This is a genomic window from Corallococcus sp. CA049B (genome assembly GCF_003611685.1).
GTDB lineage: Bacteria > Myxococcota > Myxococcia > Myxococcales > Myxococcaceae > Corallococcus > Corallococcus coralloides.
Genome location: NZ_RAWC01000229.1, coordinates 1 through 14,592, shown reverse-complemented (window position 1 = coordinate 14,592; position 14,592 = coordinate 1). Strand labels below are relative to the sequence as shown.

Annotated in this window: 13 protein-coding genes; 3 read left to right on the top strand and 10 right to left on the bottom strand. The window is 72.3% G+C overall.

Going from position 1 to position 14,592, the window contains the following annotated elements:
• The 3 genes from D7W82_RS32930 to D7W82_RS32920 all read right to left on the bottom strand — a co-directional run.
• Nucleotides 1-590: LptA/OstA family protein (locus D7W82_RS32930; RefSeq protein WP_120622101.1), on the bottom strand; the 590-nt coding region annotated here is incomplete at its 3' end.
• Nucleotides 587-1,129: an LPS export ABC transporter periplasmic protein LptC gene (lptC, locus tag D7W82_RS32925; RefSeq protein WP_120622100.1), complete on the bottom strand. Its 543-nt coding sequence runs from the start codon at nucleotides 1,127-1,129 to the stop codon at nucleotides 587-589. The genes lptC and D7W82_RS32930, both read right to left, overlap by 4 nt.
• A gap of 13 nt (nucleotides 1,130-1,142) precedes the next feature.
• Nucleotides 1,143-2,096 carry a lysophospholipid acyltransferase family protein gene (locus D7W82_RS32920; protein ID WP_120622099.1) on the bottom strand — a complete coding sequence of 318 codons (954 nt, stop codon included), beginning with the start codon at nucleotides 2,094-2,096 and terminating at the stop codon, nucleotides 1,143-1,145.
• An 18-nt stretch (nucleotides 2,097-2,114) separates the two neighbouring features.
• On the opposite strand from D7W82_RS32920, the gene astB reads away from it, so the two are divergent.
• Together astB and D7W82_RS32910 are read left to right on the top strand one after the other, a co-directional pair.
• Nucleotides 2,115-3,437 carry an N-succinylarginine dihydrolase gene (astB, locus tag D7W82_RS32915; protein ID WP_120622098.1) on the top strand — a complete coding sequence of 441 codons (1,323 nt, stop codon included), beginning with the start codon at nucleotides 2,115-2,117 and terminating at the stop codon, nucleotides 3,435-3,437.
• Between the two features lie 132 nt (nucleotides 3,438-3,569).
• Complete coding sequence (locus D7W82_RS32910) at nucleotides 3,570-4,100, top strand: aminoacyl-tRNA deacylase (RefSeq protein WP_120622103.1); 531 nt, start codon at nucleotides 3,570-3,572, stop codon at nucleotides 4,098-4,100.
• A gap of 9 nt (nucleotides 4,101-4,109) precedes the next feature.
• Here the strand turns inward: D7W82_RS32910 and D7W82_RS32905 are convergent, their stop codons facing one another.
• Nucleotides 4,110-6,734: an O-antigen ligase family protein gene (locus D7W82_RS32905; RefSeq protein WP_120622097.1), complete on the bottom strand. Its 2,625-nt coding sequence runs from the start codon at nucleotides 6,732-6,734 to the stop codon at nucleotides 4,110-4,112.
• A 187-nt stretch (nucleotides 6,735-6,921) separates the two neighbouring features.
• Between D7W82_RS32905 and D7W82_RS32900 the strand changes: the two genes are divergently transcribed.
• Complete coding sequence (locus tag D7W82_RS32900; RefSeq protein WP_120588833.1) at nucleotides 6,922-7,197, top strand: hypothetical protein; 276 nt, start codon at nucleotides 6,922-6,924, stop codon at nucleotides 7,195-7,197.
• A gap of 19 nt (nucleotides 7,198-7,216) precedes the next feature.
• Here D7W82_RS32900 and D7W82_RS32895 read toward each other — a convergent pair whose 3' ends face one another.
• The 6 genes from D7W82_RS32895 to D7W82_RS32870 form a co-directional block, all read right to left on the bottom strand.
• Complete coding sequence (locus tag D7W82_RS32895; protein WP_120622096.1) at nucleotides 7,217-8,404, bottom strand: acyltransferase; 1,188 nt, start codon at nucleotides 8,402-8,404, stop codon at nucleotides 7,217-7,219.
• Nucleotides 8,405-9,703 carry a UDP-glucose/GDP-mannose dehydrogenase family protein gene (locus D7W82_RS32890; RefSeq protein WP_120622095.1) on the bottom strand — a complete coding sequence of 433 codons (1,299 nt, stop codon included), beginning with the start codon at nucleotides 9,701-9,703 and terminating at the stop codon, nucleotides 8,405-8,407.
• A 105-nt stretch (nucleotides 9,704-9,808) separates the two neighbouring features.
• Nucleotides 9,809-10,780 carry a nucleotidyltransferase family protein gene (locus D7W82_RS32885; RefSeq protein ID WP_120622094.1) on the bottom strand — a complete coding sequence of 324 codons (972 nt, stop codon included), beginning with the start codon at nucleotides 10,778-10,780 and terminating at the stop codon, nucleotides 9,809-9,811.
• Between the two features lie 39 nt (nucleotides 10,781-10,819).
• The gene (locus tag D7W82_RS32880; protein WP_199727899.1) at nucleotides 10,820-11,896 is read right to left on the bottom strand and encodes a nucleotidyltransferase family protein; all 1,077 of its coding nucleotides are present in this window, start codon (nucleotides 11,894-11,896) and stop codon (nucleotides 10,820-10,822) included.
• A 4-nt stretch (nucleotides 11,897-11,900) separates the two neighbouring features.
• Nucleotides 11,901-13,388 (bottom strand): MraY family glycosyltransferase, encoded by a 1,488-nt coding sequence (locus tag D7W82_RS32875; protein WP_120622093.1) that lies wholly within the window; start codon nucleotides 13,386-13,388, stop codon nucleotides 11,901-11,903.
• A gap of 137 nt (nucleotides 13,389-13,525) precedes the next feature.
• On the bottom strand, nucleotides 13,526-14,554 hold the full coding sequence (locus tag D7W82_RS32870; RefSeq protein ID WP_120622092.1) for an ROK family protein: 1,029 nt from the start codon (nucleotides 14,552-14,554) through the stop codon (nucleotides 13,526-13,528).
• Between the last annotated feature and the right edge of the window lie 38 nt (nucleotides 14,555-14,592).

The following is a 14,592-nucleotide window of genomic DNA, read 5'->3' as shown; positions in this document are numbered from 1 at the left end:
GTGGTGGACGGGGAGTCCACGAGGATGCGGGCGTTCTCCACCTCCAGGCGCTCGTTGCCCAGGATGAGGCGCACCTTGGTGCCGGTGAGGTAGGTGTTGCCCTGGCGGGCCTCCGGGGAGCCCGTCACCACCAGCACGCCCGAGGGCACGTCGTAGTCGGCGCGCTCGCCCCGGGCCTGCCGGTCACCGTCCACGGCGCGCACGTTGCCGGCGCACACCACGCGCGTCACCTGGCGGGTGGCGTTGTAGTAGCCGGTCATCTTGTCGCAGCGGATGTCCATGGTCTGGTGCTTCACCACCACGTTGCCGGTGAGCACCGCCTGGTTGCGGTCGCCGGTGACGTGGTCCGCGGCCAGGTCCACCGGGTTGCGCAGGCCCGTGGGAGCCAGCGACGTGCCCGGCGCGGGCGGCGGCGCGGCCGGAGTGCCCGCGTCGGGAGCCGCGGGCTTCGCGGCGGGCGCGGCAGGAGCGCCGGGCTTCGCGGCAGGAGTGGCCTGCGCGACGGCCGGGGCGCCAGGAACGGCGGGCGCGGCGGCCTGGGAGGACGCGGGCTGGGCCAGGAACAGCGCCATCACGAGGAACTCAATCACTCCGTCGCTCCACCCAGCACGGCTTGGACCGTGCCCTCGAAGGTGAACGTCTGGTCCGCGGAGGACAGCGTGAAGCGGTCCGCCCGCATCTGGTAGTCCGGGCCCCTCATCGTCACGCCCTCGTCGCCGTGGGCCCGCCGCGCGTTCGAGTCGTAGGTCAGCCGGGGGGTGTTGGCCACCAGGCCCTCCGCCGTCCGCACCACGACACCGCCCGACCCCACCCACCTCTTGGACGCGAGGCTGCCGTCCATATTCGGCGCGGTGATGAGGGTGCCCTCTTGCTGGGAGGCGGGCGAGCCCTTGCCAGGGGGCAGGCGCACGACGACCCCGGTGGCCTGCACCTCGCCCCCCGCGCGCCGGTAGTTGACGCGCGAGGCGGTGCCGGAGACCTGGAGCGTGTCGCCCTCGTAGGAGCGCAGGTGCGCGCCCTCCAGCACCACGTCCGGGCGCGGCTCGTTCGCGGCGCCCGGGGCCGGACGGCGCGGCGCGCAGGCGGTGGCGAGGAGTCCCAGGAAGCTCAAGGCAAGCAGGCGCGGCACGAGGCCCTCCTTATCACCGCGCCGGGGCGGACGGTGCGTCGCCGAGGGCCGGGGGAGCGTCCTCCGGAGGACGCGTCTTCCAGCGCTGATGCATCCACACCCACTGCTCGGGGGCGCGGCGGATGGCCGCCTCGATGCGCTGCGACAGGGCGGCGGTGAGCGCCTGCACGGCGGCTTCACGCTCCGTCGCGTCCGGGTGCGGCACCTCTTCCATGGTGAGCCGGTAGCCCTGACCGTCGCGCTGGCAGAAGCCCACCACCACCGCCGCGCCGGTGCGCAGCGCCAGGTCCGCCGCCGCGCGTGGGGTGGCCGCCAGCTCCCCGAAGAAGGGCACGAAGACGGACTGCACCTTGGTGTCCTGGTCGATGAGGATGCCCAGGATTTCGCCGCTACGGAGCGCGCGGAGCATGGCCCGGGCCGCGCCCTCCTGGCCGCGCCAGATGCTCCGCACGCCGCCCTTGGCCCGGAAGTCCTCCACCAGCGCGGTGAGGCGCGGGTCGCTGGTCTCCTTCGCGATGCTCTGGCTGGGGTAGCCCGCCCTCGCCACGCGCCGGGCGAGCAGCTCCCAGTTGCCCACGTGGCCGGACACGAAGACGACGCCCTTCCCTTTCGCCAGCGCGGCCTCCAGCACCTGACGGTCCGCGTCCGGCCAGGACACCAGGGACTCCAGCCCGGCCTCCAGCGCCCGCGCGGAGGCGACCTCCAGGGCGGCGGCGGCCAGATGGCGGAAGGCGTCACGGGCGAGCGCGTCACGCTCCGCCCCGGTCCTCTCCGGGAAGGCACGGGCCAGCGACTTGAGCGCCTTCCTCCGCTCCCCGCCCGCGAGCGCGTACGCCCAGCCGCCCAGCGTCATCCCCAGGGTGCGGGCCGTGTCCAGCGGCAGGAACTGGAGCAGGCGCAACATCCCGGCGATGAGCAGGTAGCGCAGGTAACGCTTGAGGCGCTTTGTTAAAGGGGGACGCTCCACGACGCGTCTCCATATCCCATGCGCGAATACAACTTCGACGGCCTCATCGGTCCGACCCACAATTACGCCGGCCTCTCGCCGGGCAACCTGGCGTCACAGCACCACGGCGGCCAGCCCAGCCACCCCCGGGAGGCGGCGCTCCAGGGGCTGGAGAAGATGCGCTTCGTGTCGGAGCTGGGCGTGGGCCAGGCGGTGCTGCCGCCCCAGCCGCGCCCCTCCCTGCGCACCCTGCGGGCCCTGGGCTTCACGGGCTCCGACGAGGAGGTCATCACCCGCGCCGCGCGCGACGGGGAGCACCTCTTGCGCCTCACCTCCAGCGCCTCCGCCATGTGGACGGCGAACGCGGCCACCGTGGCGCCGTCGGCGGACACGGCGGACGGCCGGGTGCACCTGACGCCCGCGAACCTCACGCAGATGTTCCACCGCGCCATCGAGGCGGACACCACGCACGCGGTGCTGCGCGCCATCTTCGCGGACCCGAAGCACTTCCAGGTGCACGCGCCGCTGCCGGGCGCCTCGCACTTCGCGGACGAGGGCGCGGCCAACCACACGCGCCTCTTCACGCCAGGGCACAAGGCCGTGCACGTGCTCGCCTGGGGGCGCAGCGCGTGGCAGGACGTGAAGGGGCCACAGCGCTTCCCCGCGCGCCAGACGCTGGAGTCCAGCCAGGCCCTGGCGCGGCTGCACCAGCTGGCGCCGGAGCAGGTGGTGCTGCCGCAGCAGCACCCGGACGGCATCGACGCGGGCGCGTTCCACACGGACGTGCTCGCGGTGGGCAACGAGCGCTTCCTCATGCTGCACGCGCTGGCCTTCGTGGAGCACCCGAAGCTCCTCCAGACGCTGCGCGAGAAGCTGGGTGACGCCTTCCGCTTCGAGGTCGCGACGGACGCCGAGCTGCCGGTGAAGGACGCGGTGCGCGCCTACCCGTTCAACTCGCAGGTGCTGTCGCTGCCGGACGGCACCATGGCCATCATCGCGCCCATCGAGAGCCGCGAGACGCCCACCGCCCGCGCCTTCCTGGAGCGCGTGGTCGCCGGGGACAACCCGGTGAAGGCGGTGCACTACCTGGACGTCCGGCAGTCCATGAACAACGGCGGCGGCCCGGCGTGCCTGCGTCAGCGCATCTCGCTCACGGACGCGGAGCGCGCCGCCATCACCGCGGACGTCTTCTACTCGCCGGCCCTGCATGAGTCGCTCGCGGGCTGGGTGCGCAAGCACTACCGCGACGTGCTCAAGCCGGAGGACGTGCGCGACCCGCAGCTCGCGCGCGAGACGATGACCGCGCTCGATGAGCTGACGCGCCTGCTGAAGCTGGGCAACGTGTACGACTTTCAGCAGTGACGTGAGGTGGCCCGCCCGCCTGCCCTCCGGCGTACCCGGCGAGGGCAGGCAGCCACGGCCGCCCCGTTCGGGCGGCAATGGCCGCCCGCGTCGTCCGGACACACCTTGTACGCGAAGGAGGTGATGTCCCCCATGATTCCGAGTGCCATTCAAAGCTATCTGCGGCGCCATCGCGTCCCCTTCGAGCGGTATGCCCACGCCCGGGCCGTGACCGCGATGGAGCTCGTGGACGCCCTCAACGTGCCCGCCTGGCGCGTGGCCAAGTCCGTCATCGTGCTGGCCGACCGGCAGCCGTGGATCGTCGTCGTGCCCGCCATGACGACCGTGGACCTGAGGCAGGTCCGCTACACGCTGGGCGTCCGCACCGCGCGGCTCGCGGCCGAGTCCGAGTTCGCCGACCACTTCCCTGACTGCGAGACGGGCGCCGAGCCTCCCTTCGGGGAGCTGTATGGCCTGCCCGTCGCGATGGATGAATCCCTGAGTACCAACGAGCGGCTGCTGTTCCGCGCCGGTTCGCACGAGGAGGCCCTGGAGATGCGCTTCCAGGACTTCGCGCGCCTGGAGTGGCCGCTGGTCGCCTCCTTCATCCAGCCGCTCTCGCGTGACGAAGGGAGGGCGCCGTCATACGGAGCGTCCGCGGAGGACTCGGGCGCGTCGGCCTGAGGTCCTCAGTCAGGGAGGGGGAGCGTCGCTGACCGCCGGTGACCCCGGCGGTTCCAGTTCCTGCCCCTTCGCGTCCTCCAGCAGCACCTTCTTGTGTGCGTCCTGCAGCGCACGCTCGCGTTCTTCCAGCCGCGCCGCCCAGGCCTCACCCTCCGCGCGCCGTGCATCATCGAGCGGCATGAGCCGCAAGCCCTCGTGCACCGAGCGCGACGCCGCGTCGTAGCGCGACAGCAACTCCTGCAACCGGGCCACCGCGAAGTGGCTCTCCGGACCGGGCAGCAGCCCCACGACCGAGCGGCGCTGCTCCAGTGCACGGGCCAGCAGACCTTCCTTTTCGAAGCTGTCCGCCTCCAGCGACAACAGGCGTGCGCGTTGCCGCAGGTCGGTCAGGTACGGCATCACGGCGGCCAGCGTGTCCCGGGACCGGCGCGTGAGCCCATCCTCCTGCTGCCGCGTGGCCAGCGTGAAGGCCAGCTCCACGTCATGCGGGAAGCGCTTCACGAGCGCCTCCATGGACTGGAGCGCCTCCGCGCGCCTTCCCTGCGCACGCCACACCTCCGCGCGCAGCAGGTGCGTGGCCAGTGCGTCCGGGGCGCGCCGCTCCACCTCCGCGCAGGCCGCCTCCGCCGCGGGGAGCTCTCCCTGGGCCAGCCGTCCGCGCGCCTCCTGCATCCACAGCGCGGTGGCTTCGGGCCGGCCTTCGAAGTGTTCACGCGCCCAGACGAGCCATTCGAGTCCCAGCGCACGACGCGAGGGATTGGCGAGCAGCGCCTCCGCCAGCTCCGCCCCCTGCCCGGGAGCTTCGGACGTGAGGGTCTTCAGCTCCTCGACCGTGCGGGCCCGGGGCATCGCTTCGCTGATCAACACGCGCGTGTCCCCGGCCTCGTGCGCGAGCCGGTACTCCAGGAACGCCTGCTCGCGCCGGCCCAGGTGCAGCAGGGCCCGCGCGGCCACGCGGTGCGCGGGCGCATCCAGGGGCCGCAGGTACAGCGTGTGATTGACGAAGGACAGCGCGTCCTTCGCGCCCTCGGCGCCATTCGACACGGAGGCCATCGCCATCAACCGGTGGAGCAGATAGTCCGCCGGGTGCACGTCGATGAGCTGGAGCCCCAGCGCTCGCACCTCCGCGCCCGGTGCCCGCGCCGCCACGCGCTCCGCCAGCAGCGCCTCCGCGTCCGCCATCCTCCGTTGTCCCGGCACGAGCGCGACGAGCATCACGACCGTGAGCCCCGCCGCCATCGCCAGCGCGGGCCTGACGGGCAGCGTGCCCATCGTCGTGCGGCGCGCGGCCATGCGCTCGGCTTCACGGGGCCGGGCCACCGCGCCCAGCACCACCGCGACCGCCACCGCGCACGCGGGCAGCTCCAGGCTGAAGTCGAAGAGGTTGTGCAGCGCCAGCGCCGCCACGCCGGACAGCACCGCCAGCTCCACGGGCCCGTGGTCCTCGCGGCGCACGCGCTTCACGAAGGCCCAGACCCCCAGCCCTAGCAGCAGCAGTCCCGGCACGCCCCACTCCGCCGCCACCTGCAACACCGCGTTCTCCGGGTGCGTGAAGGTGTTGGGGTTGGGCTCGGTCTGGTAGCGCGGGAAGGCGGCCTCGAACGCGCCGCGCCCCATGCCCAGCACCGGGAAGGCACGGGCCGCGCGGGCCATCATCGGCCAGGGCTCCATCTTGCCGCGGCGCAGGGACTCCACGCCGTCCACGGTGCGCGCCTCCGCCCACAGCTGATCCGCCGCCAGGTACGCGCCCACGGACAGCGTCGCCAGCAGTCCCAGCAGCACCGCCGCGCCCCGTCCCCACGCGGGCCTTGCGGGAGTGCGCGCCTCGCGACGCTGCTTCATCAGCCACGCGGCGAGCAGCACCTGCCCGAAGACGAAGAACACGATGCCCGCGCGAGACAGTGACAGCAGCACGCCCGCGCCGGAGACGAGCGCCGCCATCGCGAAGGGCCACGCGCGCGCACGCGGCTGCTTCGACAGCGCGAGCCCCACCGCCACCGTCGCGCACAGCCCCAGGAAGCCCGCCAGGTGGTTGGGGTTTCCGAACGGCGTCACCAGCGGCGGCCGCGCATGCACGTACGCCCGCAGCCCGAACAGCGTCTCCACGCCGAACAGCGCGTGTCCCAACCCCACCGCCGCCACCGCCGCGCCCGTGAACGCCAGCACCGAGAGCAGCCGCTGCCGCGACTCGCGAGCGCGGCACACCTGCACCGCCGCGACGAACGTGAGGAGATAGGCCATGTGCTTCGCCAGCTCACGCCAGGTGGCGGAAGGCTCCAGCGACACCGGCCGCCAGCCCGTGAGCCCCAGCGGAACGAGCACGTCCTCGCGCAGCGCCGCGGCCTCCGGACTCACCCAGGCGAGCAGTCCGGGCGGCAGTGGCACGAGCTGCAACGCGCACAGCACCACGGCGCCCACCAGCGGCGCTGCGAGGAGCGGGACGCGAGGGGTCTCTCCCTGCCGCCGTGCGCCCACGAAGGCCAGCACCGCCGCGGCCCCGGACAGCACGCCCAGCGGCCAGGCCACCTGGTGCGCCGCGCCGCCGAGCGCCACCGGGCCCAGCACCACCAACGCCGCGAGCGCCACTTCCGCGTAGACGGTGTACCGGGAGACGCGGTGGGAGCCAGGAGCCATGCGCGGCGCGGGAGTATGTCACGCTCCTCGCGGGTCTCCGGAGCTTGTCCCCTTGGCCAGCGGGCGTGACGCCTGGACGCCTCCTCCCCGGGCGCGACCTTCTTCCAGGGCTGGGGCCCGTGAATGAACGCACCGCCCGGGACACCGCTTGCATCCGGGGAACCATCTGGCATCTTCCCCCGACCCCATGCGTCGCTTCCTGCTCACCGCCGCCGTCCTCTGCGCCTCCCTCTCCGGACTCACCGCGTGCAAGAGCGCATGCCGCGAGCTGTCCGAGAAGCTCTGCGAGTGCGCCCTGAACTCGGTGGAGAAGCAGGCCTGCCAGCAGCGGGCCGCCGACGAAGAGGGCCGCGTGGAGCCCGTCGCCGAGGACGAGGCCGTCTGCGAGGCGAAGCTCGACGGCTGCGACTGCCGCGCCATCGAGACCGAAGAGGGCAAGAAGGCCTGCGGCCTCGCCCGCTGAAGTCGCGCTGTCGCGAACCTCAGGTGCCCGGCACCCCGGGAGCCGGAGCCGGCCGCGCGGACGCGCCATCCACCCACGGCTGAAGCCCGCGCCGCACCCGCGCGCGCCACGGCGTCTCCACCCACCGGTGCACCGCCACCGACGCGGGCACCAGCAACACCAGCAGCACCGCCAGGAAGCGCGTGGGCGACGACAGGTCCACGAGCCGCTCCAGCCAGTGCACCAGCTCGCTGACCGGGTACTGCAGCAGGTACAGCGCGTAGCTGGCCCCGCCCAGGTGCACCAGCCACGGCCGCGCCAGCGCCTTCCCCAACAACCCGCCGCCGCGCGCCAGCCCGTACACCATCAGCGCCGACGCGGGCGCCAGCAGCGCGTTGTGCATCAGCGGGTACGGAATCCACGCGCCCTGCGAGAAGCCCGCGACCAGCAGCGCCGCGCCCGCCAGCGCCATCACCGCGCCGGAGCGCCGTGACGTCGCCGCCGCCCGCTCCCGCACGAACACGAGCCCCAAGAGCACGCCCAGCAGGAACTCCGGCAGGCGCGCCAGCGGGTTCAACTTCACCACCGCCAGCCACGTGCCGCCGGACGCCGCGTCCAGCGTGCCCGGCCCGTCCGGCCGCAGCACCAGGTAGAGCACCGGCGGCAGCAGCCCCAACAGCCACACACCCACCAGGGCCGCCGTCATGCGCGCGCCCCGGAAGCGCTCCAGCCGCCCGGCCAGCGCCGGGAACACCGCGTAGAAGAACGCCTCCACCGACACGGACCAGGACGGCGGGTTCCAGTACAGCGCCAGCTTGGGCACCCACGACTGGAGCAGCATCAGCGTGGTGAGCCCCGCCGTGGTCAGCTTCGCCGCCGCCACCGGCACGGAGTTCGCCGCCAGCGAGCCCTGCGCCGTGGGCACCGCCGACAGCAGGAACATCAGGAGGAACACCGGGTAGACGCGCGCCACCCGCGCGCTCCAGAAGGCCCGGGGCGGGGTCTGCATCCCGCCGGCCGTGTCCACGTAGTTGTACGCGAGCACGAAGCCGGACAGGAGGAAGAAGACCCCCACGGACGCATAGCCGGAGGCCACCACCTGCACCATCCACTCCGGCGCCACGCCCTTGAGGCACGGGGTGCCGAAGTGGAACAACACGACGTGCAGGGCCGCCAGGAAGCGCAGCCCTGTCAGTGCATCCAGCGAGCCCCCGGACTGCTGCTTCATCTACTTGCGACCGATGCCGAAGTACGTGAAGCCCTGCTCACGCATGCGCGCGGGCTGGAAGATGTTGCGGCCGTCGAACACGACCGGCGACTTCATCAGCGACTTCATGCGCGCGAAGTCCGGGTGGCGGAACTCGTTCCACTCCGTCACCACGAACAGGCCGTCCACGCCCTCCAGCGCGTCGTAGGGCAGCTCCGCGTAGCGGATGCGGTCGCCGAAGACGCGCTTCGCCGCGTGCGAGGCCACCGGGTCGTGCGCAATCACGGACGCGCCCTTGCCGATGAGCCCCTCGATGACCTCGATGGACGGCGCCTCGCGCATGTCGTCCGTCTTCGGCTTGAACGCCAGGCCCCAGACGCCGAACTTCTTGCCCTCCAGCGACCCGTAGTGCTTCACGGCCTTGTTCACGAGCAGCTTCTTCTGCCGCTCGTTGGTGCGCTCCACCGCGCGCAGCAGGTCCAGCTCCAGGCCGTACTCACGCGCCGTGGTGACGAGCGCCTTCACGTCCTTGGGGAAGCAGGAGCCGCCGTAGCCCACGCCGGGGAAGAGGAACGGGTAGCCGATGCGCTTGTCCGCGCCCAGGCCCTTGCGCACGAAGTCCACGTCCGCGCCCACCTTCTCGCAGAGCGCGGAGACGTCGTTCATGAAGGAGATGCGCGTCGCGAGCATCGCGTTCGCCGCGTACTTCGTCAGCTCCGCGGAGCGCGTGTCCATGAACAGGATGGGGTTCTCCGTGCGCACGAACGGCGCGTAGAGCTCACCCATGATGTTGCGCGCGCGCTCGGTGTCCGCGCCAATGACGACGCGGTCCGGCTTGAAGAAGTCGTCCAGCGCGGCGCCTTCCTTCAGGAACTCCGGGTTGGAGACGACGTCGAACTCCACGTCCGTCACCTTCGCGATGGCCTCACGGACCTTGTCCGCGGTGCCCACCGGCACGGTGCTCTTGTCCACCACCACCGTGTACTGCTTCATCGCGCGGCCCACCGCCTGCGCCGCCGCGAGCACGTACTGGAGATCCGCCTCGCCGCTCTCACCTTCCGGCGTGCCCACGGCAATGAACACGGCCTGGGCGTTCTGCACGCCCTCCGCCAGGTTCGTGGTGAACGTGAGGCGCTTCTCCTTCACGTTCTTCTTGATGAGCTCCTCCAGACCCGGCTCGTAGATGGGGACCTGTCCATCCTGGAGCATGCGGATCTTCCGCTCGTCGATGTCCACGCACGCGACGTCGTTGCCCGAGTCCGCGAAGCAGGTGCCCGCGACGAGTCCGACGTAACCCGATCCGATAATGGCAATGCGCATTCTTTGAGTGTCCTGGTTTCGACAGGTGGCGTCATGAACTCATACGCCGACCGGAGCACTGAAAGAAAGCCCGGGCACGAAGGACCGCCGAGCGACCAGACAGCCTTATCGCCCCGTGAGGAGGCGCCGCAGTCGATCCACACCCCGCAGGGCGGAGGAGCGTCCGGGGGTGCTCACCGGACCCACCACGCCCCGGTCCAGCAGCTCACGGGTCGCGCGGCGCAGCGGCGGGAACGCGGCGGTGGCCTGTCCCTCCGCCTCCGGGAACAGCCGCGCCACGATGGCCAGCGACGTGTAGAGGGCGCGCTCCAGGCCGAACGCCTCCGCGCGCGTCAGCAGCGCCGGGACGTCCAGCGGGCGCGAGTACACGCCGCCCATCCAGGTGGCGCCGGTGATGAGCTCGCGCAGGTCCACGAACGACAGCCACGGCACGTCATACCCGTGGTGGGCCTGGTCCAGCGCGGTGAGCAGCAGCGCGTCCTCCATCTCCGGGCGGAAGACGGACTGGCCGTAGACCTTCATGGGTCGGGCGCGCTCGAAGATGCCGGCCAACTGCTCACGTCGGCTCGCGCCCAGCACGTCCGCGTAGATGTGGATGGGGGTGCGGCCGTCGGACACGACGCGCGCCGCGCCGCTGTTCGTCGTGTCCTCCTCCGGGACGAACTCGTGGTTGGACAGGTAGCCGGCGAAGCCGTCCACGTCCATGCGGCGCACCAGCACCTGGATGTCCAGCACGGGCCGGAAGCCCACGTGCGGATAGAGCGCCTCCGCGAAGGCCGCGCCGCCCAGCAGCAGAATCTTGCGGCCCTCCAGCTGATCCACGATGCGCTTGAAGTGGACCAGCTTCATGACGTTGTCGTTCACGGAGCCGGTGTAGATGGACATCATCCGGTCGCGGGCCCACTCGGGCGCCTCGCCCCCGCCCATCCGGTACTCCAGGTTGTACGCCGCCAGCGGCGCCAGTCCCTGCGCGATGGCCCAGTCGACGTACGCCTCCCAGGGCGCGCCCCGCAGCTTGCCGCGCGGGGGCTCGAAGGAGGACAGGACCCGGAAGGTATCAAGGAGGCTGGGCGCCATGGTGCGGCACCTTTAATGGGCCGGGCCCGCCCGCCGCAATCACCGTCTTCCAGCGGGCGAGCGGACGGGCCGTGGCGCCCCTGGCTCCGCGCCCGTCGCGGGAGGGGGGCGGGCGCCGCGAAGCCGCCGCAGCGCGTACCGCACCATGGGCCGGGCCCGGGGCGCCAGGGCCAGCTTCGCGGCGACCCAGGCCGGCTTGTTCTTCGCCAGCTCCGCGCCCACCAGCCGGGGCCCGGAGAACAGCCGCGTCGCCAGCGCGCGCTGCCACCGGGGCGGTGAGAGCGCCTTGAGCACCCAGGCGGGCACGGGCGCGTCCAGCAGCCGGTGCGCGGCGTCCCACGCGTACCAGACCAGGTGGGGCAGCTCCGTGCGCCGCGCGCGCGTCACCACCCGGTCCCAGTCGAGCCGGGGGTGCGCCCGCGCCAGCAGCTTCAGGTCGAACAGCCAGGCCAGCCGCTGGAGCAGGTGGTTGCTCGCGTGCAGGGCCAGGTAGACGGCCTCGTCCTCCGGGCACAGGTAGCGCACGGGGTGGCCGTCCAGCGTCGCGTCCACCGCGCGCGCCACCATGGCGTCGCCCTCCAGCGACAGGCCGTAGCCCGTGAGCGCGCGGTAGTGCAGCTCCACCAGTCCGTCCGGTCCGGTGAGCTCCACGTGGTGCGCGTCGTCCCGGTCCACGTCGCCGGCCTGGGGGGTGAGCCCCATGCCCTCCAGCGCGTGCACGGCGCACAGCACCCGGGCGCGCGGCACCAGCAGGTCCACGTCGTTCGTCGCGCGCTGGAGCGGCTCCGGGTAGAGCCTGCGCGCCAGCCCGTAGCCCTTGAGCAGCACCGGCGTCACGCCCAACGCCGTCAGCGCCGTCAGGCTCCGCGACAGGAGCGACCGCACGCGCATGCCCCGCGCCGCGCTCAGCCGGGCCTCGCGGGTGAGCAGCGCGGCGGCGTCCGGGGTCAGCGTCCAGTCCGCCTTCGCGAGCGCGTGCTCGACGAAGCCCGCCAGGCCGTGGCGCACGGCGGCCCTCACCAGCGCGTCACGGTCGCCTTCATTCGAGGGCCCGGGAGCGTCCGGCACCTCCGGCCACGCCTGGAGCAGGGTCAGCAGGGCCGGGGAGTCGCTCATGGGCTCACCGCCGCAGCGCGATGATGCGCTCGGGCTCCGCGGCCTCCAGCGCCACCAGCTGCCCCACCCGTTCGGCCACCGCGTCCGCGACCACCTCCAGCGCCAGCTCCTCGTCCCGGTCGATGGCGGCCCGGCCGTCCCGCCACACCAGGCGCAGCGCGCCGAGCAGGGTCTGCTCCTCCTTCACGTCCAGGCGCACCTCCAGCGCGGCCTCGGCGCCGGCGTCCGGGTGCTGGGACTCGAAGACGACGCCCGCGTCCACGTCCTCGTGCGGGCGGCGCAGGCGCAGCTCCAGCGCGGACAGGCTCAGCCCCTGGGACAGCGGGCGGACTGCGTTCCACACCTCCTGGAACGAACCGGCCGCGCGCACCGCGGCGGTGACGGAGCGCACCAGCGAGCGCAGCTCCAGGTTGCGATGGCGCGTCTGGTGGACGGCGCCGATGTGGCGCATGTCCAGGTAGCCCAGCTTGCGCATCAGCACCATGATGACCACGCCGACGCCGCTGAGCAGCAGCGCGCTCTGCAGGCTGTTGGCGAAGTGGAGCGCCAGCGCGGTGACCATGAACAGCGTGCACAGCGCGTAGAGCACCAGCACGGTGGTGCGGTGGGACAGCAGCAGGCGGCTCATCAGCCGGTGGTGGATGTGCTCCTTGTCCGCGCTGAACATGGGTCTGCCCAGCAGCGAGCGGCGCACCATGGCCAGCAGCGTGTCCATGATGGGCAGGCCCAGCGCCATCACCGGCACGAGCAGCGCCACCGCGGTGCCGCTCTTCGACGACGTCTTGATGGACACCGCCGCGAGCACGAAGCCCAGGAACATGCTGCCCGTGTCCCCCATGAAGATGGAGGCCGGGTTGAAGTTGAACACCAGGAACCCGAGGATGGCGCCCGCGAGCGCCACCATCAGCAGGCACAGCAGCACGTCCCCGCGCATCAGCGCGAGCAGGAAGTGGGTGCCCACGCCGAAGAACGCCACGCCGCCCGCCAGCCCATCCAACCCGTCGATGAGGTTGAGCGCGTTGATGACGCCCACCACCCACACCACGGTCAGGGGCAGGCTCAAGAGCCCCAGCGTCAGCTCCGCGCCGAAGGGGTTGGCCAGCACTTCGATGCGGAAGCCCAGCGCGTACAGGCCCAGCGCCACCGCGAGCTGCACGGAGAACTTCAGCTTCGCGCCCGCGCCCTTGAGGTCGTCGTAGAAGCCCAGCGCCGCGATGATGGCGCCGCCCACGAAGAGGCCGACGATGAGCGACGTCTGCGAGACGAACTGGTCCCCCACGCCCGAGTCCACGAGGAACAGCGCGCACAAGGGCGCGAAGAAGCCCCCCACGATGCCAATGCCGCCCAGCCGCGGGACGGCCCGCACGTGCACCTTGCGGCTGGAGTTCGCCTGGTCCAACCAGCCCCACGCCAGCGCACGCTCACGCACGCGCCACGTGAGCACGAGCGCCACGAGGAGCGACACGAGGAAGGCGACGAAGAAGGTGACCATGCGAGAGGAGCGTCCACCCGCATCGTGACGGCCCCCGAAGCAGCGCGTCAACGTCCTGGCGTCGCGGGCGCGTCACGATACGCCTGCCTCCTCGCTGGTACGGGCGGCGATGTCGGGCCAGGTGCGTCCTCCAGGCCTCACATGCGCGGGCCCGCGAGCAGCGCCGCGCCGATGGCGCCGGACAGGTCGCCCAGCTCCGCGATGCGCATCACGGGCTTGCGCTCCGTGATGAACAGGTGCGGGTGCATGGCGTCCTGGAGGTGGCCCATGTAGATGGGGCCCAGCCGGGACCCCAGCCCGCCTCCGATGACGACGGCCTCCAGGTCCAGCAGGTTGATGACGGAGGCGATGGCCGCGCCCAACATGTCGATGGCCCGCTCGATGAGCCGCGTCGCCAACGGATCCTTCTGCTTCAGCGCGCTCGCCCAGACGCTGCTGGACAGGCGCGTGCGCTTCTTGTCGCGCATGATGTCGAAGAGCAGGGTCTTCTCCCCCTTCCTCACCGCCGCGCGCGCCTTGCGCTCCATGGACGCGCGCCCCGCGTAGGCCTCCAGGCAGCCGCGCCGGCCGCAGCCGCAGCGTGCGCCATTGGGCTTCACCACCATGTGGCCAATCTCACCGGCGGAGCCCTGCCCGCGCCACGGCACGCCGTTGAGCACCAGGCCCCCGCCCACGCCCGTGCCCCACCACACGCCCAGCACGGAGCGGTGGTCGCGGCCCGCGCCCAGCTTGTACTCGGCAGCGACCGCCACCTGGACGTCGTTGCCCAGCACCACCTTGCCGCCGCCCATGAGGTCGCCCAGGTCCGCCGCCAGGGGATACGGCGCGTCCCAGCCGCCCGCCACGTTGCTCGTGTGGGAGAGCGTGCCGCGGTTCGCGTCCACCGCCCCGGGCACGCCCACGCCCACGCCCGCGAGCTTCGCGGGCTCGATGCCCACGGACTGCGCGGCCTCGCCCAGCGTGCCGTAGAGCTCCTTCACCACCTCGCCCGGGCCGCCCGTCGCGGGGGTCGTGTGGCGGGCCCGGCCCAGCACGTCGCCGCGCGCGTCCACGATGACGGCCTCGATCTTCGTGCCGCCCAGGTCGATGCCTCCCCAGATGCGGGCCCTGTCGTTGCGCGCCCCGTTCCCCGCGCGGTGCCCGTTCTTCGCTGACGCGTCGGCCATGTGGTGCCCTCGTGGTTCGCTCGCGGGACAATCTGCGC